The sequence below is a fragment of the Psychrobacter sp. P11G5 genome, assembly GCF_001593305.1.
Classification (GTDB): Bacteria; Pseudomonadota; Gammaproteobacteria; order Pseudomonadales; family Moraxellaceae; genus Psychrobacter.
This window is the reverse complement of sequence record NZ_CP012533.1, coordinates 3,109,089-3,128,922: the sequence shown is the minus strand read 5'-3', so window position 1 is coordinate 3,128,922 and position 19,834 is coordinate 3,109,089. Positions and strand designations below refer to the sequence as shown.

Genomic DNA, 19,834 nt, shown 5'->3' with positions numbered 1-19,834 from the left:
GTTAATCTGTTAGCAAACAGATTGATCGACGCGAATAACCTTTATAAATAAAGCAAACTTATAAAAAAGCGTTTTTATAATATATCTATAAAAAATTATTTTGTGGAATTTTGCATATTGAACCAAATATTTTAAACTATTAAAGGAGAGCGTAATGACTAACTCTAAACATGATGAGCTAAATCATGAAATTGATGGCCTAGAAAAAGCTATGCATGATGCCGATCAGTTTCGTACATTAGAAGAGCAAGTGGCAGACATGAAACGTCGCGGCATTGATCCTAGTCAAGCCTATAAGGACTTGGATAGAAAAGAGGAAGATAATGATTGGGGCGATGCAACTTGGAAAGAAAATGGTAAGTGGGAGCCAAAAACGCCAGCTGACTTAGATGAAAAAGCTCGCGACAACTGGGATGGCGACAACGGCAAACCGAATCCACCACCTATCGTTTAAACGTTGCTTAAGTATCAACATTATTAGGTAGGTATCTTTGCACAAGTCTCCTAGCAACCGAAAAATATAAAAAAGCCACGCTATCATTAGCGTGGCTTTTTTGTGACTAAACTGAATAATTAAACGAAAATAATATTAATCTACTATTTGCAATTATGAGCCTTCATCGACTCTGACTAAGCGCGTTACGCCATCAATACCGACTACACGACGATAGCGGACATTACTTGAGGTTGCAGGCTGGCTCGGTGATGCATATGAAGGATTACTTGGGGTAATCGTCGTCTGCTGTTGAATCAGCTGACCCATACGATCAGCGGGTGCTGGCATAGAAGGTCGAGAGCTTCCTGGTTGAACATGACCTTGCATGATTTGGCGATGGAACTTTTGCCCTGCACGTCCGTCAGCTGGGAAAATACCACGGCTAGATTGATACTGCTGTATAGCGGTACGAGTATTATCCCCAATGATGCCATCGACACCGCCAATATCATAACCAGCATTTAATAAGGCTTGCTGGATATCTTTGGCTTGCTGACGACTGATACCTGGGTCATCCGTTGGCCATGCCGTTATAAAGTCAGTTTTACTGCTGTTTTCGCTAGTAATCAAATCAGATAGATGGGCAATCGCAAGCGCGTAGTTTTCTGAAGCGTTATATGAATAAAAAGTATCGAAGTTTTTACCCACTAAAAATGCAGGGCCTTCAATACCAGCGGGGAGTAACAAACCAGCACTGCTAAGATCAGAAGGTAACGAGTTGCCATTAGCAAGCGTTAAACCTTGATTGCGCCAGTGGCTTATCGACTTTTTATCTTTACGATTGGAGGCTGCCCAAAATCCGTTAGGCAATTTGACTTCGTAGCCCCAAGGCTCACCGGTACGGTAGCCGCGGTTATCTAAGAAATTCGCGGTAGAAGCTAGCGCATCAGGCACGTTATTGACTAAGTCGCGACGACCATCACCATCAAAATCGACGGCCAACTCTAAAAAGGTGCTTGGCATAAACTGCGTCTGCCCAAAAGCACCTGCCCACGAGCCAGTCATGTCGTTTGGTGCGATATCACCATTTTGTACGATTTTGAGCGCGTTGGCATATTCACCTTGAAAGTAGCTTTGACGACGATCAAAACAAGATAAGGTAGCCAACGATTCAAACAATGGTTTTTTGCCTAATGTCTGCCCAAAGTTCGACTCTACGCCCCATACACCCAGTACGTGTTCTGCTTTCACACCATAACGTGATTCAATACTACGCAAAGTATCTGCCCATTGGCGCTTGGCACGAATACCATCTTCTACGCGCTCTTTATCTACCAATACTGATAGATAATCCCAGACGTCCTTTTGAAACTCTGGTTGATAATTCAATGATTGAATCACACTAGGATCGGGCTGAGTGGGACGGTAATTGTCAAAGGTAGAGCTATTGACCCCGCGGAATTTACTCGAGTTTTTTAAATCATCTAGACATTGCTGAAATTCAGTATTGGATAAATTTGGTGCTTCTGGTCGAGCGGCTTGGGCAGTACTGGCTAGACTAAAGCCAATAGCAGCAGCCAATAAAGATAGGGTGGACAATGGAGTCAAACGCATGAAAATATCCTATAAACGTAAAGTGTGACAGACTAAGTAAAGTGCTCAAAAATATAGTATGACAATAGTGCTTTAGAGTAACCAATATCAACGATAAAGAAAAGGTATCGAAGTACTAAGGCTATAAATAATTACTATAGATTGATATAGGTGTGAGATTAGGAGAAGGTTTTGGATAGAGCACAGTTATAGTTTTTGATATCAACCCCAAACATAGTTTGGAGTCAATAAAATGCTATTCATATTTAAACCCAACTACTCCCCCAAAACTCCTTCCAACTCTTCAATAAAGGTACGAATGCGCTCTGCATTTTTGCCCAAATCGCTACCGCCAACCCGTGATTTACTGCGAATATCGACCAGACGTTCGCTACCTTCATCAGTTACACGTATGACGACATCATCTTGAAAGCCAAACCATGTCGTAGTATCTGTGGCCTCAATGATACCTGCGCTCGCATCATTATTTACGAGCTCCCAGCCCAAATTATTGACGGCTTTTTCGGTAGCTTCCATTAGTTTAGACTTTGGTTGCGTATAGGTTAGTGTTTGCAGTTCAGGATAGGCATCACGTTGTTGCTCTGCAGTCTCAATGCCATCGTACGCGGCAGGATTTGGTGCGTCAGCGCGTAGTGGGGCAATAGCCACAAATTCAGGTGGGTTAATTAAATCGGTCGAAATATCATGGATAGGCGGTACACTTTTAGCAGTATTCATCATGCTAAGCGGAATAATGATAGCAATCGCAGAAAGTACCACTGCTGTCAATGCGCTACTAAGCCTGACTGTATCACGCTTAAATAACACTTGTATACCCAGCAGTACAAGTGCAGCGATGCCAGCAAACACGCCAAATTTGAACCCTGTAAATGCAGTACCTAAGTCAAGAATACCAAATTTATAAAGCGGACCTGGTAATGCGACCAGCAAAAAGGCGATTAAGCTTACGATACTAACTAGAACTTTCATTAGATTTCTCCGTTATGATTGAATCACTGCTTAACCATCATTTGATTATTGCTTAGTCATGGCGCTAATTAATCTCATTTATTATTCAACAGCCAAACATGCTCTGTCACTGCCAACTCTGGCGCTGAATGTAAACTTGCGACGACGCTTTCAAGCTCAGTAATTTGATAATGGCTACCGTAATATTGCTGCACTTGTGGGCCACTAATTGAAAATGGCGGTCCATCCTTTTTATTTTGATCATAATTTAACGTTAGTAAAATTTGTGAAGTATTGCGACTTAGCTGCCGTATTTGCTCACTATACTGTGGACGCATATTGGCTGGCAAAGCAATTAATGCGGCTTTGTCATACACCGCATCAACGCCACCGATATCTTCAGCTGTCAGCGCAAAAATATCAGCGACCCATAGCGTGACTGTCTGTTCTGCAAGCGGACCCTGATAATATTTAACGGCTGGATTATCTAGATGCTGATGGACGGTAGGGGAGATATTTTGCTCAGCAAAAAACTCTTGTACGGCTGTCTCAAACAATTCAACGCCAATTACATCATAGCCCTGTGCTGCTAGCCAAACCATATCAATCGACTTACCACATAAAGGCACAAAGATGCGGCTCCCAGCAGGCAAGTTTAAATGGTTAAAGTGCTTCATTAATAATGGATTAACTTCAGACTGATTAAAACCGATTCGTTTCTCCTGCCAGCGTGTTTGCCAAAATTCAGGGTTCATACGTTCGCCTTTATTCATTAAGGTTTATATTATTAGTTATTTTTATAATAACCTTTTAAGTGATAATGCTAAAGGTATTAAAAAGCCAAACACTTATATAATAAGCATTTGGCCTTAATTAAATACTACGCTAGAAATTTGCTATAAATGAATAACTTCTTATTCAATCCATTGGTTAGCTCACCATGTATTTACTAAATTCTTTACGTAATTTGGCAAGCTTTGGTGGTATCGCAAAGTTGCAATAAGCTTGTCCTGGGTTTCTGTTAAAGAAGTCTTGATGCGTTTCTTCCGCTTGATAGAATTCAACAGCAGGATGTACTTCTGTGACCACATTGACGCCCATATCGCGCAATTTATTGATGGTACGGTCAACGGTTGGTTTTTGATCTTCGTCAGTGTAAAACACCACGCTACGGTACTGACTACCAACATCATTGCCTTGACGATCCATCGTGGTGGGATCATGGGTGGCAAAAAACACATCGAGTATTACCTCTAACGGTACGATGGATTCATCAAACTCAACATTGATAACTTCAACATGTCCGGTGTTGCCACTGCAGACCGCTTCATAGTTAGCAGATACCGCGTTGCCACCCATGTAACCTGAGACAACAGATTGCACACCTTTTACTGATAAAAATACTGATTCGGTGCACCAAAAACAGCCACCGCCTAATATAATGGTTTGCATAGTTTTTCCTATTATTATTGCTATAAAGGTGAGCTAAGGTCTTTATCTGATTGCAATGTTTTCATTTTTCAATGACTTATTGCTTTCAATAATTTATTACCCTTAGCTCTACTTAATCAGCTTAACAGGCGAGCCAAACGCGATAAGTAACAAACAGTAATGTTATAATGGGCTTTTGCTACGTTAGTCTGCTCTGGGCTAATGCTATTAGTCACATATAGTCAGTGAGATATAAAATCTATCCGTTAACAGCCACGTGCTACTGGTATAAATTTTCCTTGCGTGCTGCGTTCCCAGAGGCTGCGAAAAATTCATCTCAGTAGCACTTTCTCGGTTTTAAAGAGAATCGACTATAGCATTAAACAAATTTGCTGAATAATCCCCAACCAAAGTTCCATTATGGAAACCAAAAAACAAAAACGAGTCGCACCATGAGCCAAGCCAAGCCTGCTATCAAACATGACACCTTATTCACTACGCCACTGGATAAAGCCGCACGCTTTTCTTTCGATGAGCAGGTGGTGGCTTGTTTCCCTGATATGATTCGCCGCAGTGTCCCTGGTTATGGTCAAGTGTTGGCGATGCTGCCTATATTTGCCCGTCGTCATTGTAAGTATCGTCAACAAGATGATAACGGTCAGCGTGTCAGTCGTATTTATGATTTGGGCTGCTCACTTGGTGCAGCAAGCATGACGTTGGCAGGCGAGTTTGAGCCGCAAGATTTGCAGATTAAAGCGATTGATATCTCACCAGCGATGACGACTGAAGCGACTACTTTACTGAGTGATAATTATCCTGAGCACGACATTGAAGTCATCACTGCTGACATTCGTGATGTCAAGCTTGAACCATGTGATATGGTCATCTTAAACTTAACCTTACAGTTTTTACCAGCTGCTGATAGGGTAGCGGTATTAGACAATATCTATAACGCCTTGAGCGAGGGCGGCATATTGGTGCTGACTGAAAAGACCCATGCTTTTGATGAACAATACGATGCGTGGTTGGTTGAGCGTTATTATGATTTTAAACGCGCCAATGGCTATACCGAAATGGAAATCAGCGGCAAGCGTAATGCGCTAGAAAACGTCCTCATTACCGATACCTTAGATGAGCATCATGCGCGTCTAGCACAAGTTGGTTTTCAGCGGCATCTGACATGGTTTCAGTTTTTAAACTTTGTTTCTATTGTGGCGTTTAAATAGGATTGTTTTAATGTATAAGAGGAGCTATTCCTGCCATCCGCTATTATCTGGCATACCTGCTAGGGCATGGCTATAGGCGGGACAGGTTGCTGCTAACGCGACACCCTGACCCGCCAAGCCTTTGCAACCTAGTAGTTATGTCAGAATAACCGCTCCAGTCAGGGCTAGCGGTGACATCGCTCTCGTGCTTATATTCACCGTAGTTAAAGTTTTATCTCACTAAAAAGCTGAAGTCTTGTAGGGTGCCGCCTTGCGCACCATTTTGTATTATATGTTTGCTTAATTTTGATGCGTGCTGGGTATATTCTACGCTGACCTCCCAGTTTAAGAGGTGTTCAAGGATGGGTCATTTAAAATATTAGCGTTGAAGGGATCATTTGTAATGAATAAGATTAATAGTTTAGATGCATATATAGACAGGTCGGGAAAGGCTATGTTAGCGGGTTGTTGGACTTATGATAATGCTAGAGCAGCAGAAAAAATGTTAGATTGGGATAACATTGGGAAAAATAATGAAGCATGGAAGGAAGGCCCTTTTTTGTCAGCAGGCAGCGGTCAGAAGGAAATTGATAGAACAAGACCCTACTGTTTTAGAATGAGTGAGCACTTTTCTACTGTTGCTAGTATGGTAGTAGGCCCACCTCAGAATGGCGTTGGTAAAATACAAATACCCCTACCTCCTTTAAGTGAGCAGAGATCGAAAGTAGAGCCTGTAATATCAAAGCTAATAATAATTGAACAATTCGAACTATTTAAAGAGTTTTTAGAGACATTCGAAGGGCCAACTAATAAAAAAAGAAGGACAGAATGGGAAAGCATATTAGATGAAGAAGTAATTAAAGACATCACGAAGATAACAGATAGAAGGAATGCTCTAACTCACGATTCAATATATGAACTTTCTTCAATGCAAGAGGCAGTAGAGTATTTTGAGAAGCTTAAATATTTAGCACCTATACTTTTTAATTTGTCTTCATAGTAGCCTACCGAATGATAACAATATTAACGCAGGTGGGTTATGCCCTGTCTTCATTCTCTACGAGAATTTGACAAGTCTAACTTATTTTGTAAGGTGCGCCCAGCGCACCAACTCATTGAACGTAAGGCATGAATATGATTCCATCTATAGCCGAGAGAAAGATTCATCAAGTATTAACAAGAAAAATAAGCTTCCAATCATTTGAACAATGGTTGTATGAAGATAATGTATTAGAGTCTAGCAACCCTGACTTGTATCTTGAACTAATTTCCTTTGATTATAGTTCTGAAGATATTTTTAAGGATTACTATGATAGTTTTGCAAGACACGTCCATTTTCATAAGTTTGAGGCCGACCGAATAAAAGAATATCTATACTCAATTATTAATAAAGATGAAAACTGTGGTAATGCGATTTGTGCAATGTACGAGTTATACTGTGACGGTTATGGGTTTCTAGGAAGGTTAGGAATTATATATGGACTCTACCTAGTAGACTACGAAACCTCTGAATCAAACCATAATATAGAGAATATCTTATATAAGTTATATCCCGAGATTATTGAGGATGCTAAAAATGCATTAAGTTGGTTAGCAGAAGGCAAAATTGTTTTTATAAGTCAGGATAATGGTTATGGTGTTTTTGAATATGAGGACTTTCGTAGTGAAGCGGAAGTTTTGCAAGGACAGGCATAGGCCGCATTCAAGTTAATGGCATAAGTAAACACTCACGTTATAAGCTGTTAGAAAATCCTATTTAAAGGATTATCCTTGCAAGCAGAATAAAGCAATGCTTTGTTCTAATGACTTTCTGGTGCGCTGGGCGCACCCTACGAAAACTGGGCACACCCTACAAAAAATTTGTGTCCAATACTTCGTTTTCGCCGAGGGACGAGGCACGCATAACCTCTTAAAGAATACCGAGCTATGTCCTGCATATTTGCCAACTCTTAAAGCACTCCAATCTTAAGGCTCATCTTTTTTGCTTTTGTATTTAAAATCTTTAGACTCTCTACCAACGTTATCATTAATCAACCCGAACTGAACTTTTATGATCAATCAAACTATTGTTAACGCCGAACGCGAACTATATCTAACACTACTGGAGCTGGCGCAGCAGCAGCCGAGCGCTTACGAGTGGCTAAAGCAATTACCAACGTGGCTGGGTGATATAAAAGACAAAGCCAACTATGCGCATGCGCCTGCTTACCAAGCATCGGTGGCGCGTTTGCCAGAACTAACCGTTAATACTGTCGATCTGGATAGTGATGTCTTGACGATTGAGGCAAGTCTTAATGACTCTCAGCGCAAACAAACAACAGCGTTATTAAAGCAGCTAATGCCGTGGCGTAAAGGGCCGTTTAAAATTGGTGGTCAGATTGGCGATGATGAGTTAGGTATTAAGATTGATACCGAATGGCACAGTGATTGGAAATGGCAACGGGTTGTACCGCATTTGGGGACATTAAAAGGTCGGCGGGTATTAGATGTCGGTGGTGGCTCTGGTTATCACGGTTGGCGTATGGCAGGCGCTGGTGCGGATACGGTTATTATCATTGATCCGTCTTGCTTGTTTTACCATCAGTTTATGGCGATTCGTCATTTTGTTGGTACGGCAGATGCTCATGAGACAGGCCGCTACCGTACCCATTATATTCCTGTACCGCTTGAAGCTTTGCCTGAGCACAGTCAGCTATTTGATACCGTATTTAGTATGGGTGTGCTTTATCATCGTCAGTCACCGTTTGAGCATTTGCAACAGCTCAAAGGGCAGCTGGTAAAAGGTGGTGAGCTAGTGCTTGAGACTCTAGTCATTGAAGGCGATGCCAATACCGTACTGGTGCCGCATGACCGTTATGCACAGATGAATAATGTATTTTTTTTACCGTCAGTTGCGGCCTTAATCGGCTGGTTGGAAAAAGCAGGGTTCACTGACGTGCGTTGCGTAGATGTGGCAGTGACCTCGACTGAGGAGCAGCGCAAAACTGAATGGATGACTTATCACTCGTTAGCAGATTTTTTGGATCCCAATGATTCTACAAAGACCGTTGAAGGCTATCCTGCACCGATGCGTGCGACCATCATTGCCAAGAAATAAATTTGATTAGAAGTCGCTGCTGACAGATCGTTAATACTCAATACAATATCTTTTTCTATAACCGCCCTGACTGATTACTGCTGAGTTGCAAGGACGCAATATGGCAAGTTTAATAAAAACTTTGAAAAATGACTGGTCGTTATCAGCCTCGGTAGCTGGTTTCTTAGCCGTGCTTATCGCTTATGCAGGGCCGTTGGTTATATTTTTTCAGGCGGCGCAAGCAGCGCAAGTATCCGATGCAATGATGGCTTCTTGGATTTGGGGCATCTCTATCGGTGCTGCCATACCTGGTATTTATTTATCTATCAAATACAAAACGCCCATTGTGGCTGGTTGGTCGGCGCCCGGTACGGCATTATTGGTTACTTTATTTCCAGAGATGAGCATCAATGAAGCGGTCGCTGCTTACATTATCTCCGCCGTTGTTATCTTTTTAGTCGGTATCACTGGATCCTTTGACAAAATCTTAAAATGGATTCCAAACGGCATTGCTGCCGGTATGATGGCGGGTATTTTATTTCAATTTGGCTTGGATCTGTTTGTGGCGACGGACACGATGCCTGTCATTGTCTTTAGTATGCTGGCATGCTATTTGTTGGCCAAGCGTTTCTCACCACGATATACCATGATTTGGGTGTTGTCATGCGGCGTTATATTGAGTGTTTTATTTGGCAAAATGAATCCTGTCGATATTAACTTGACAATAACCATACCTAAATTCATATCGCCAGAATGGACGTGGCGCTCGGTATTTAACCTTGCGCTTCCGCTTATTCTTGTCAGCTTAAGCGGACAGTTTTTGCCCGGTATGGCTATCCTAAGATTGAGTGGCTATGACACGCCAGCGAAACCTATTGTAAGTGTTTTTAGCGTTGCTTCTATCGCAGTCGCTTGCGTCGGTGGCATTACCATTGCGTTGGGCGCTATTACTGCCGCTCTATGTACCGGAAAAGATGCACATGAATGTAAAGACAGGCGCTATATTGCTGGTATCGCCAACGGTATCTTTTATATCTTAGGAGGCTTGTTCGCTGGTAGTATTGTGGCGGTATTTAGCCTGCTACCTAAAGAGTTGATTGCAGCGCTGGCAGGACTTGCACTAATTAGCGCTATTTCAGCTAATATTCATATTGCGATGAAAAATGACAGTCAAAGAGAGTCGGCCTTGATTACTTTTTTAGCCACTGCATCTGGTATGCAGTTTCTAGGGTTGAGCTCGGTATTTTGGGGTGTGCTTATCGGTATGATTGCCTATTATGTATTAGAGCGTATTATGCATTCGTCAACGATAAAGGCTTAGATCAGCCACTTTTTAAAGGCGACTTCTAATAGCAGCTTGAGCAAGAAGCCCACAAAACCTGCTCCCAAAGCTAAAAATATCCAAAAAGTACCAGCACGACCGGCTTCGGATTTTTTAGAAATATCCCAAACAATAAAGAATAGAAACGCAATAAATATGGGTAGCAATACGTACAGTCCCCAACTGGTAACAGTACTAGCAGCAATAGCAAACATGGCATAATCCTATAAAGTAGTAACGTGTCCTCTATTTATATCTATTATTCTATAGCTTCTTTTCGTAACAATCGCCCTAACAAAGAAAGCGGGTCACCACTTATAAAATAAGCAGTGATAAATAAAATAAACGAGCAGTAAATAGAGGAGTACAATACAAACCGTCATTATAACGCGGAAGTGAGTTGGTATAAACTGTCGCTATTAGTGGGGCAACAGGAACGCTACAATTAGCATGGCAAATTTATCATCGCCAATTAGCAATATCATCCTATTCATACCGTATTAAATTGGCCTAAATTAAATTAAAAGGCTGACAAGTCTGTTATCTATATTAATTATCAGTGCCAGCTATCATAACAGTAAGATTTTAGCGCTAATTTTGGTGCAAATAGTGCAATAAAGCGCAAAGATTGTTATATTTACAGGTTACTTATCTTTTTACACTAATTTCTCCCCTACAAAGTCAGTCGCTATAGTCAATCCACTATAAAAGAGTTACAGCATTAACCTCGCTTGAAGTATTACTTATACATCTGCACTCGGTTGCCTTGACCCTCTTTTAAATTGAATCAACTATATTATAATAAGCAGTTATCGACTGCGCGCATTCACTACATTTCATACTGTTTTTTGTTGTTTATTTAATTGAGTTCAAATCCCTATGTCACAAGCCCAAATTGATACGCTAGCATCCCTATTTAATGATGCTATTCGCACCCTACAAGCTGATGGTGAGCTACCAGCTGATTGGCAGAATAATAGCCAAATTACTCGTACTAAAGACCTTAGTCATGGTGATTTTGCTAGTAATATCGCGCTCACGGCTGCCAAAGCAGCTAAGACCAACCCACGTCAGCTTGCTGAAAAGATTGTCAGCGCGTTACCTGAAAACCAAAATATTCGCCAAGTAGAAATCGCAGGCCCGGGGTTCATTAATGTATTCTTAAATGCCGAAGCTAAATTTGCCGTATTGGACGATATTTTTAAGTTGCAGGAGCGTTTTGGTTTAAGCGATCAGTTTGAAGGACAAAAAGTACAAGTTGAGTTCGTTTCTGCCAATCCAACGTCTAGCCTACATGTTGGTCACGGACGCGGTGCCGCATTCGGTATGAGCGTGGCAAACCTGCTTGAAGCAATCGGTTATGACGTTACGCGTGAGTATTATGTCAACGATGCCGGTCGTCAAATGGATATCTTGGCGACCAGTACTTATTTACGTTATCTAGAGACCAATGGTGAGCAAATAGTATTCCCCGTCAATGGTTATCAAGGTGACTATGTCAGTGATATCGCACAGACATTAAAAGCGCAACATGGTGTTAGCTATGTACATAGCTTTGCAGAAATTGCTAAAGATGTGCCAGAAGATGCTCAGTTTGAGATAAACGCTGATGGCGAAAAGACATTGCTGTCAGGCGATAAAGAAGCGCACATCGACGGGCTGATTTTCAACAGCAAAGCCTTGCTTGGCGATAGCTATGAGCTGTTTTTAAATGCGGCATTAAGTAGTATTTTGGCCGATATCAAAGACGACTTAAACGACTTTGGCGTACGCTATGAATGCTGGTTCAGTGAAAGATCTATTGATAGCGAGATTGAACCTGCCCTGCAAGTGTTAGATGAAAAAGGCTATCTATATGAAAAAGACGGTAATATTTGGTTCAAATCGACTGATTTCGGTGATGAAAAAGACCGTGTGGTACGCCGTGCTAACGGTCAGACGACCTATTTTGCTTCTGATATTGCTTATCATAAAAACAAGTTTGATCGCGGTTTTGATAAAGTCATTAACGTCTGGGGCGCAGACCATCATGGTTATGTACCACGGGTAAAAGCGGCACTATTAGCGCTTGGTATCGATGCTGAACGTCTTGATGTGGTATTGGTACAGTTTGTGGCATTATGGCGCGGTAGTGAAAAAGTGCAAATGTCGTCACGTTCGGGCAAGTTTGTCACCTTACGTGAGCTGCGTCACGAAGTGGGTAATGATGCGGCGCGTTTCTATTATGTGGCACGCAAACCAGAGGTACATGTTGATTTTGATTTAGAGCTTGCCAAATCACAAAGCAAAGATAATCAAGTTTATTATATCCAGTACGCACATGCGCGTGTTTGCCGCGTGTTAGAGAAGCTGCAAAAAAGCGGTCTTGTTGTAAATGATGCGATTGGTCTTGAGCATCAAAACTTGCTCACTGCCCCTAATGAAGATGAGCTGATTAAACTACTAGCAGGTTATCCGGCGACATTACTACGAGCCGCGACAGGTTACGAGCCGCATGTATTGACCAATTATCTAAAAGATTTAGCCGCGTTATTTCATGGTTGGTATGATACCAATCGTATTTTGCCTGTAAGCTTGACCTCAGGTGAGACGCCAAGTCAGGAAGAGGTTGATTTGATGCAAGCGCGTCTACGTTTGTCTAAAGCCGTACGTCAAGTATTGGCCAACGGGCTTAGTTTATTAGGGTTGTCTGCACCGTCTAGCATGTAGTAGGCAACTGATAGCAATAATTTGATTATGATAGATAGATTCAGTAGGGAGAAAGAGATCCATGCTAGCCAAAAAACCTAAAGGTGCGACTGAAAAGCGCAAATCAAGTAGCGTATCAGGCTTATTATGGATGTTTGTCGGGGCCATATTAACCCTTATGATCGGGGTATTTTTATATCTCTCACCATTATTTAACTTTAGTCCTGCTGATAGCACTGCTGGGACAGACCCTGATCGTCAGGTACAACAACGTGTTGAGACCGATACTGATAATAGCGATTATGAGTTCTATGATATTTTGCCCAATCAAGAAATGGCCACTATTCCTGATGAAGATATTGGTGAGACAGATGATGGTCAAGTAGGTGATATGGGTGCTTTTGAGCCAGATGTGGTTGTCACTCAGCCTGAAAATAACTCTGCCAGTCGCAATGATGATACAGGTAACTTCGGTATCTCTGAAAGCACCGTTATTGAGCCTAATCGTGGTAATAGTGCGGCAACTAACAATAGTGGCGATGATATTGTTATTGTCGAAGAAGATGCAACCTATGATGGGTCAGCGCCTGCTGGAAATACGGCAAACCGAGCAAATAATACAGGTGCGGGTACTGCAAGCATACAACAAGCTAAACCTGCTGCCACTTACATTTTGCAAATCAATAGCTTCGGTGATGCGGATGAAGCCGATCGCCGCCGTGCGCAAGTACTGATGGCTGGTGTAGACGCTAGAGTTGTGAAAAATACGACGGGTAATGGTTTGCCAATTTATCAGGTCATTTCGCGCCCGATGAATAGCCGTCAAGCAGTGACCACTGCACAGCAGCGCTTACAAAATAATGGGATCGACTCTATTATCGTTGAGCAGCGTCGTTAGTTTTAACTATCTATAATAACTTTAGTCATCTGTTCATGATAAAAAAAGCGTCGTAATGACGTTTTTTTTATCTCTTATTTTTACTCAGCTGTTTTATTGTACCTTGCTTATCAAACATCCACGAAGAGTATAGCTATGACTGTATCTAACTCCGCAACAGCATCTACTGGCATGATTAAAACATTTTTTCAAAAGTATTTTATCGATGCCTTTACAGGTATGGCTCTAGGTCTGTTTGTCACCCTGATTGCTGGTCTTATCATCTCACAAATCGGTGGCTGGTTAGACTTGCCCGCATTGGTCGCTGTCGGCAAGCTGGCTTCGATTTTGATGGGCGCTGGTATCGGAGTGGGTATTGCTTATTACCTTAAAGCACCAACGTTAGTCATGCTCAGTTGCTTGGTAGCAGGCATGCTTGGGGCACATTCTGAAGCACTAATGACAGGGACGCTTTTCACGTCGCAAGTGGGCGGACCTGCAACCTTTGTGGCTTTACCTGGTAATCCGATAGGGGCGTATCTGGCCTCAGTATTCGCCTATCGCGCTGGTACTTGGGTCGCGGGTAAGACTAAGCTCGATATTTTGTTGGTGCCGTTATTAGTATGTGGTGTTGCTCTATTGGTCTGTGCGCTACTTAATCCACCTATCGTCGCTGCTGTCGATGCCATTGGACAAGGTATCCAAGCGGCCACTGAGCTACAACCATTATTAATGGGTATTGTCATTGCAGTGGTGGTTGGTATTTTATTGACACTGCCAACTTCAAGCGCGGCGATTTGTATTGCCATTGGGCTTGGTGGTTTGGCTGGTGGGGCAGCTGTCGTTGGCTGCGCAGCACATATGATTGGCTTTGCCGTTGCCAGTTTCAAAGATAACGGTGTGAGTGGTGTAGTATCTCAAGGTCTCGGCACGAGTATGCTACAAATTCCTAATGTATTAAGAAAGCCGCTAATACTATTACCAGCCGTTATCGCTAGCGCCATCGTCGGTCCTATCGCGACGGTAGGCTTTGGACTAGCCTGTACGGCTACAGGCGCTGGTATGGGAACTGCGGGACTGGTCGGCGTGTTTGGCGTTATTGAAGCGTCGCAAGGTATTATGAGCACAACGGAGTTATGGACAGCGATTATTTTATTAATGTTTATATTACCAGCTGTGATTGCTGGAACAGTCGCTTATGTGATGCGCCGTATGGGCTGGTTAGTTGCTGGTGATATGAAGCTGCCTTAAGCTTTATAAGTTTGAATATCTTTAATGATTTCTAAAATAGAAAAGCCCAGCTATCTAAATTAACTGGGCTTTTTATACGGGAAATTTTGGCTATATCTTAAGCGCCTTTTTAACGACGAACATCTTTGGGGGCATCACCGTTTGGCCAATCTTTATCTTTATTAGCTTTTACAGGGCGTGGTAAATGAGTAAAGTAGCCAGCAATATCGACCGCTTCTTGATCACTTAGCGAGTTGCCTTGCCCAAATGGCATTTTACCTTTGATAAAGGATGCAGCGGTATAAGTTCGTGCCATACCTGCGCCATCGTTAAAGGACTTGTCTCCGGCAACAGCTGGATAAACATAGGTGCCATCATCGTTATACTGACCTTCTCCATTCTCTCCATGACAAACGCTACATTTTTCAGCAAATAGTTTTTTGCCATTATCACTGTTTGGCTCTAAGGTTTTATCTACCTTAACAAAGCCACGGCCTTCAGGTGAGACGCCGTAAGGTAAGTCTTGCGACAACCAGCTCATATAAGACACCATTGCGTTCATATCATCTGAACCTAAATCAAGCGCCTTGCCATTCATTGAGCGCTCAAAACAACCATTGATCCTCTCTTGAATGGTATTGACACGACCAGCACGTGTGCGATAAATAGGATAAATACCTGGCATACCGTTCCAAGGTGCAGCGTAGGCTTCTGAACCGTTGCCCAAGTGACAGCTGGTACAGTTAAGCTGGTTGCCCACGTTATCTGGCAATTCTTTATAAGTATGATTGGCAATTTGTAGGCCACGGCGTACCGCTGCGCCAAATTCATCATTTGGAATAGTAGACTCATCTGGCATGCTAATGGTTAGTTTGGCACTTGGCTTTGCGATTATGTCCTCTCTAATTTCTGCTGCACGTGCTTCAAGTGATTTTACTCGTGCTAAGGCTTCAGCTTCTTCGACACGGTCAACAGCTTTGGTATCAGTTTCACTGCAAGCTGTCATGCTCGCAGTACCAATAGTAAGGATAGCAGCCATGAGGATGGAAAGGGAAGGCTTGACCCTTAAGTTGGTTCGTAAAATTATTTTCATTGGAATATCCTTATTATAAAAAATAATATGTAAATCCGTATTTTCGTGATAACTTAATCTGCATGATGACAATAATAAACTTAAATTTCGTGAAAACGATTGAATAAGCAATCAATCTGTGAGTTGCCAGTAACATGATTGTATCAAATATAAATATATAAAGTATATAAAAACGTAAAGTGTTTTTATGTTTAAGATAAATGTTAATTTAATTTTATTAAATATAAGAACCTTTCTATTATTCTATTGATTAAAAAAGCGCTTAAACATTGCTAATGTTTGAGCGCTTTTTTGTGTGAATGAGTGTTTCTAGACGAGCCTATTTAGGCCGTGTTTGGTTTTTTATTACGATGCGGTTTTAGCTTGCGAGACAACTTATTAACATCGTTTAACACTTGACTATAACTCGCTGGAAATATGCGCTGTACAGTATCTATCATCTTGGCATCATTACCAATCAAACAGCGTGGCTGATTGGTCGCTGTTGCATGCAAGATAATCCAAGCGGCCTCGCTGGCATCAAATTTCAAAAACTTATTAAAACTTCTAATAGCTTTGGGGCCAGTACGCATGCCAATGTCGTTTATGCTGTCATTACCGCGTGCACTGTTGGCGATATTGGTTTTGATACCACCTGGATGGATACAAGTTGCTGACACGCCGCAGCGCTGGATATCTAACTCTTGGCGCAGGCTTTCGGTAAAGCCGCGTACAGCGAATTTGCTGGCGTTATAAGCGGACTGTGAAGGCTGAGCAGTTAAGCCAAATAGACTTGAGATATTCACGATGTGACCATGCTCATTAAACTGGCGTGATTTGCTGCTTTTGCTATTACTGGTATCAGTTTCGCTTTGTTTAACACTATCTTTAATCAATGGCAAAAACGCCTTAGTGCCATAAACCACGCCCCAAAAGTTGATATCCATTACCCATTCAAGCTCGCTAATGCTACTGCCCTCTACGGTAGAGTAGAGTGCCACGCCTGCATTATTAAAGATAAAATTTACTTTGCCATGATTGCTCATGACCTCATCTGCCCAAGCTTCAACCGCTTTATTGTCTGAGACATCGAGTATTGTGGTGGTCACTTTTATATCGTAACCAACGAGTAAATCCTTGGTTTGTGTCAACTGCTCAGCATTGATATCGGATAGCGCGACATGACAGCCCATTTGCGCTAAATGAATGGCAAGCTCACGCCCCATACCAGAACCTGCACCAGTAATAGCGGCAACATGATCGCGGTAATAAGGAGCGATGTCATGGTCTTCATTGGATGAAAAAGGTAAGTGTTGGCGTAATGAGCTTGCCATAGCAGTAACGTTATTCAGCATAACAAACAGTCCTTTGTTATAGTAATTAATGGTCAGTATCTGAACTTAAGATTCAAGATGAATGACAGCAGTTAAATATGGGGATTAAGACAGAATATCTACCTTAGCATGATTTTAATTTTATCTACTTATCATTGATAGACGCAGCTGTCATTTTTCGATGCGTCAGTGGGAATAAATCAGCAGACATAAAAAAAGCGTCTTAGCACGAGATGCTAGACGCTTTTTCTACAATAACGGCTAATTACTTATAATTAACTGTCTTAACTGAACAATAAATTAAGCAATTTTAGGTGTTTTACCTTCGTTGATAACCTGCTCATCAACCATTACTGTTTTGGCGTTCTTCATTGATGGTAGCTCATACATCGTTTCAAGTAAGGCATTTTCAACGATAGAGCGCAGACCACGGGCACCCGTTTTACGCTCCATGGCTTTTTTGGCGATAGCAGCAAGCGCTTCATCGGTAAAGCTAATATCAGCACCTTCCATATCGAACAGATATTTGTACTGCTTAACTAGAGCATTCTTAGGCTCTGTCAAAATCTGTTTAAGGGCTTCTTCATCAAGCTCTTGTAATGCAGCGAGAACGGGTAGACGACCAATCAGCTCAGGAATAAGACCAAACTTGATTAAATCTTCTGGCTCAACTTGTTGTAGTAAGTCTGAGCTGCGACGGCTATCATCTTTTGAGCTCACATCAGCATTAAAGCCAATACCGCCTTTTTCAGTGCGCTGCTGAATCACTTGATCAAGACCTGCAAATGCACCACCAACGATGATGAGGATATTGCTGGTATCTACTTGAATCAGCTCTTGCTGTGGATGCTTACGTCCACCGTGTGGCGGGATAGCAGCTACCGTACCTTCGATGAGCTTTAGCAAGGCTTGTTGTACGCCTTCGCCTGACACATCACGAGTGATAGACGGGTTATCGCCTTTTTTACTGATTTTATCAATCTCATCAATATAGATGATACCTTGCTCAGCTTTACTCACATCATAGTCAGACGCTTGCAATAGCTTTTGTACGATGTTTTCAACGTCTTCACCGACATAACCTGCTTCGGTCAAAGTAGTAGCATCAGCCATCGCAAAAGGTACATCTAGCAGACGCGCCAATGTTTGCGCCAGTAAAGTCTTACCAGAGCCAGTTGGACCAATTAGCAAGATGTTACTCTTAGCCAACTCAACCATTGCATCGTCAGCGCCAATTTTAGATTTTTTACTGTCATTAGCTAAGGTTTGGCTGACTTTTAGACGCTTATAATGGTTATAAACGGCAACAGCTAACGCCTTTTTAGCAGCGTCTTGACCGATAACGTACTCATCAAGCTTGGCACGCAACTCTTTAGGCGTTGGCAATTTTTTATTGACCCATGAGGTATCGATATCGCCATCAGAGTCATCATCGGTAGCACTATCAGCGATTAAATCAGTACATAATTCAATGCATTCGTTACAGATATTGGCATCATCAGCAGCAATTAGTTGCTTAACTTCGCTTTTGGCTTTACCACAAAACGAGCAATGCGGGTTGTTATCTTCTGCCATATACAGGCACTCCTAAAATTTAAAACTCATACCATTCCCAAAAAACAAGCAAACACACAGTCATTAAACTGGTCAGACTCGCGAAGTCTACAGGCGTAGTACTTACGCTCATCTTCCGCGTTATCTTTAGTTTTTGGAAAAGGTATTATCGTTAACTTCATATTATATAGCTGCAAAGCAGATGCTTCTATTACAACGAAGCAGGGCGGCGTTCTAATACTTCATCAACCAGACCGTATTCTTTTGCTTCTTTGGCATCTAACCAAAAGTCACGCTCAACGTCTTTTTCGATTTTTTCTACTGGTTGACCAGTACGCTCAGCCAAAATCTCGTTTAAGCGCGCACGAGTTTTTAGAATTTCACGAGCATTAATTTCGATATCTGTTGCCTGACCTTGAGCACCGCCTGAAGGCTGGTGAATCATGACGCGAGAATTGGCTAGTGCATAACGTTTGCCTTTTTGACCAGCGGCCAACAGGAAAGAACCCATGCTATAAGCACCGCCCATACAAATGGTAGATACTTCAGGCTTGATAAAGTTCATGGTATCAAAGATAGCCAAACCAGCACTTACTGAGCCGCCTGGTGAATTGATATATAAATGAATGTCTTTATCAGGGTTTTCAGCTTCTAAGAATAATAGCTGCGCTACGATAAGGTTAGCCATATGGTCTTCGACTTGACCCGTCAAGAAGATAACGCGCTCACGTAATAGACGCGAGAAAATATCAAAAGAGCGTTCACCGCGTGACGATTGCTCAACGACCATCGGTACTAAAGCACCTTGAGTATTTTGAGCGCTTTGCACATTAGTGTGTGCACTCATTAGCATATCGAAATGAGGGTTAGCAGTGATGCGTTCATAATCTGTCATAAAATGTCCTATAGATAAATAAGTGCATAAAATAGTTATATAAAATGAGCTAAGGATTTTGCAATGATACGGTGTAATAGCTGTACGTTAAATAGCGTATCGAATAATAATCGTGTTTAAGTGTTATAAAATATTAAACTCTGCTCAACATGA

Annotated in this window: 18 protein-coding genes; 9 read left to right on the top strand and 9 right to left on the bottom strand. The window is 42.0% G+C overall.

Annotated features, from left to right (window positions below; genetic code table 11):
- Nucleotides 1–154: 154 nt before the first annotated feature.
- Nucleotides 155–454, top strand: a complete 300-nt coding sequence (locus tag AK825_RS12785; RefSeq protein WP_068038150.1) for a hypothetical protein — start codon at nucleotides 155–157, stop codon at nucleotides 452–454.
- 153 nt (nucleotides 455–607) lie between these two features.
- Here the strand turns inward: AK825_RS12785 and AK825_RS12780 are convergent, their stop codons facing one another.
- The 4 genes from AK825_RS12780 to msrA all read right to left on the bottom strand — a co-directional run bounded on the left by AK825_RS12780 (nucleotide 608) and on the right by msrA (nucleotide 4,450).
- Nucleotides 608–2,050 (bottom strand): lytic murein transglycosylase, encoded by a 1,443-nt coding sequence (locus tag AK825_RS12780; RefSeq protein ID WP_068038148.1) that lies wholly within the window; start codon nucleotides 2,048–2,050, stop codon nucleotides 608–610.
- Between the two features lie 255 nt (nucleotides 2,051–2,305).
- Entirely contained in the window at nucleotides 2,306–3,019 is a 714-nt protein-coding gene (locus AK825_RS12775) for a DUF1499 domain-containing protein (protein WP_068038146.1), read from the bottom strand.
- Nucleotides 3,020–3,093: 74 nt separating this feature from the next.
- Nucleotides 3,094–3,753: a thiopurine S-methyltransferase gene (gene tmpT / locus AK825_RS12770; RefSeq protein ID WP_068038142.1), complete on the bottom strand. Its 660-nt coding sequence runs from the start codon at nucleotides 3,751–3,753 to the stop codon at nucleotides 3,094–3,096.
- Between the two features lie 175 nt (nucleotides 3,754–3,928).
- Nucleotides 3,929–4,450, bottom strand: coding sequence for a peptide-methionine (S)-S-oxide reductase MsrA (gene msrA / locus AK825_RS12765; RefSeq protein WP_068038139.1), 522 nt, complete (start codon nucleotides 4,448–4,450; stop codon nucleotides 3,929–3,931).
- A gap of 431 nt (nucleotides 4,451–4,881) precedes the next feature.
- Between msrA and cmoA the strand changes: the two genes are divergently transcribed.
- The 5 genes from cmoA to benE all read left to right on the top strand — a co-directional run bounded on the left by cmoA (nucleotide 4,882) and on the right by benE (nucleotide 10,031).
- Nucleotides 4,882–5,655 carry a carboxy-S-adenosyl-L-methionine synthase CmoA gene (gene cmoA / locus AK825_RS12760; protein WP_068038137.1) on the top strand — a complete coding sequence of 258 codons (774 nt, stop codon included), beginning with the start codon at nucleotides 4,882–4,884 and terminating at the stop codon, nucleotides 5,653–5,655.
- Nucleotides 5,656–6,037: 382 nt separating this feature from the next.
- Nucleotides 6,038–6,634, top strand: a complete 597-nt coding sequence (locus AK825_RS12755; protein ID WP_068038134.1) for a hypothetical protein — start codon at nucleotides 6,038–6,040, stop codon at nucleotides 6,632–6,634.
- 134 nt (nucleotides 6,635–6,768) lie between these two features.
- Nucleotides 6,769–7,329: a hypothetical protein gene (locus AK825_RS12750; protein ID WP_068038131.1), complete on the top strand. Its 561-nt coding sequence runs from the start codon at nucleotides 6,769–6,771 to the stop codon at nucleotides 7,327–7,329.
- A gap of 355 nt (nucleotides 7,330–7,684) precedes the next feature.
- On the top strand, nucleotides 7,685–8,731 hold the full coding sequence (gene cmoB, locus AK825_RS12745; protein WP_068038128.1) for a tRNA 5-methoxyuridine(34)/uridine 5-oxyacetic acid(34) synthase CmoB: 1,047 nt from the start codon (nucleotides 7,685–7,687) through the stop codon (nucleotides 8,729–8,731).
- A gap of 100 nt (nucleotides 8,732–8,831) precedes the next feature.
- The gene (gene benE / locus AK825_RS12740; RefSeq protein ID WP_068038126.1) at nucleotides 8,832–10,031 is read left to right on the top strand and encodes a benzoate/H(+) symporter BenE; all 1,200 of its coding nucleotides are present in this window, start codon (nucleotides 8,832–8,834) and stop codon (nucleotides 10,029–10,031) included.
- Here the strand turns inward: benE and AK825_RS12735 are convergent.
- A complete protein-coding gene (locus AK825_RS12735) occupies nucleotides 10,028–10,246 on the bottom strand; it encodes a DUF2788 domain-containing protein (protein ID WP_068038123.1) in 219 nt (72 codons plus the stop codon). The two genes, benE and AK825_RS12735, sit on opposite strands and share 4 nt — an antisense overlap.
- A 664-nt stretch (nucleotides 10,247–10,910) precedes the next feature.
- On the opposite strand from AK825_RS12735, the gene argS reads away from it, so the two are divergent.
- The 3 genes from argS (at nucleotide 10,911) to AK825_RS12720 (ending at nucleotide 14,847) form a co-directional block, all read left to right on the top strand.
- Nucleotides 10,911–12,740, top strand: a complete 1,830-nt coding sequence (gene argS / locus AK825_RS12730) for an arginine--tRNA ligase (protein WP_068038120.1) — start codon at nucleotides 10,911–10,913, stop codon at nucleotides 12,738–12,740.
- 61 nt (nucleotides 12,741–12,801) lie between these two features.
- Nucleotides 12,802–13,617, top strand: coding sequence for an SPOR domain-containing protein (locus AK825_RS12725; protein WP_068038117.1), 816 nt, complete (start codon nucleotides 12,802–12,804; stop codon nucleotides 13,615–13,617).
- Between the two features lie 135 nt (nucleotides 13,618–13,752).
- The gene (locus tag AK825_RS12720) at nucleotides 13,753–14,847 is read left to right on the top strand and encodes a PTS sugar transporter subunit IIC (protein ID WP_068038113.1); all 1,095 of its coding nucleotides are present in this window, start codon (nucleotides 13,753–13,755) and stop codon (nucleotides 14,845–14,847) included.
- Between the two features lie 109 nt (nucleotides 14,848–14,956).
- On the opposite strand, the gene AK825_RS12715 is transcribed toward AK825_RS12720, so the two are convergent.
- From AK825_RS12715 to clpP, 4 genes are all read right to left on the bottom strand, one after another.
- Nucleotides 14,957–15,919, bottom strand: a complete 963-nt coding sequence (locus AK825_RS12715) for a c-type cytochrome (RefSeq protein ID WP_068038110.1) — start codon at nucleotides 15,917–15,919, stop codon at nucleotides 14,957–14,959.
- A 323-nt stretch (nucleotides 15,920–16,242) separates the two neighbouring features.
- Nucleotides 16,243–17,253, bottom strand: a complete 1,011-nt coding sequence (locus AK825_RS12710) for an SDR family NAD(P)-dependent oxidoreductase (protein ID WP_082787254.1) — start codon at nucleotides 17,251–17,253, stop codon at nucleotides 16,243–16,245.
- Nucleotides 17,254–17,532: 279 nt separating this feature from the next.
- Nucleotides 17,533–18,807, bottom strand: coding sequence for an ATP-dependent protease ATP-binding subunit ClpX (clpX, locus tag AK825_RS12705; RefSeq protein ID WP_068038108.1), 1,275 nt, complete (start codon nucleotides 18,805–18,807; stop codon nucleotides 17,533–17,535).
- Between the two features lie 190 nt (nucleotides 18,808–18,997).
- Nucleotides 18,998–19,633, bottom strand: a complete 636-nt coding sequence (gene clpP, locus AK825_RS12700) for an ATP-dependent Clp endopeptidase proteolytic subunit ClpP (RefSeq protein WP_203226545.1) — start codon at nucleotides 19,631–19,633, stop codon at nucleotides 18,998–19,000.
- Nucleotides 19,634–19,834 lie beyond the last annotated feature (201 nt).